This window comes from Streptomyces griseoloalbus, from assembly GCA_014650015.1.
Taxonomy (GTDB): Bacteria; Actinomycetota; Actinomycetes; order Streptomycetales; family Streptomycetaceae; genus Streptomyces; species Streptomyces griseoloalbus.
The window spans coordinates 1-533 of sequence record BMUD01000172.1 but is presented as its reverse complement, the minus strand read 5'-3'; the positions used below and the strand labels follow the sequence as shown (position 1 = coordinate 533).

Sequence of the window (533 nt, the reverse complement as noted above, 5' to 3'; positions counted from 1 at the left end):
ACCAAAACCTTCAGCGAAATATTCTGTACCGTTTACTTTGTATGAAGTCACGAGTCCGCTTCTCTTGTTGAAAACGAACTGCATACGTGGTGATAATACGGTGATGATGTCACCATCCGTGCTGACGGTAGTCTTGCCGCTTGCTTTATGTCCGGTCATAGCCAATGGTTCTATGGGCAGGCGGAATTGTTCGGAAGCAATATCGTGTCCTGCAGGAATCAAGGGCTCCGGTTCTGTGGTGGTAACTACAAAATCTACAAAATATTCTGTGCCGGCCTTGGGTTTCAATCCGTTGAGGTTGATGTTCAGTTCTTTGGAACCTTGCGGTTCGATATCTAATGATACTTTTCCGCCTTTGATTGTTTTTCCGTTTGCCTTTACGGTATAACTGATCATATACTTTTTCAAGTTGGTGAAGTAGAAACGGTTTTTTACCAGGAATTTGCCGGCAGCCGGGTCGATGGCTTCGAAACCTACATTCTGATGTGCATATTTCACTTCTGTCATGGCCGGATGCGGAGTGCGGTCCGGAG

At 45.8% G+C, this 533-nt stretch carries 1 protein-coding gene; it reads right to left on the bottom strand.

The window, feature by feature from the left end:
• On the bottom strand, window positions 1-507 hold a 507-nt coding region (locus IE178_RS37255), incomplete at its 3' end, for a DUF4981 domain-containing protein (protein WP_498370661.1).
• Between the last annotated feature and the right edge of the window lie 26 nt (window positions 508-533).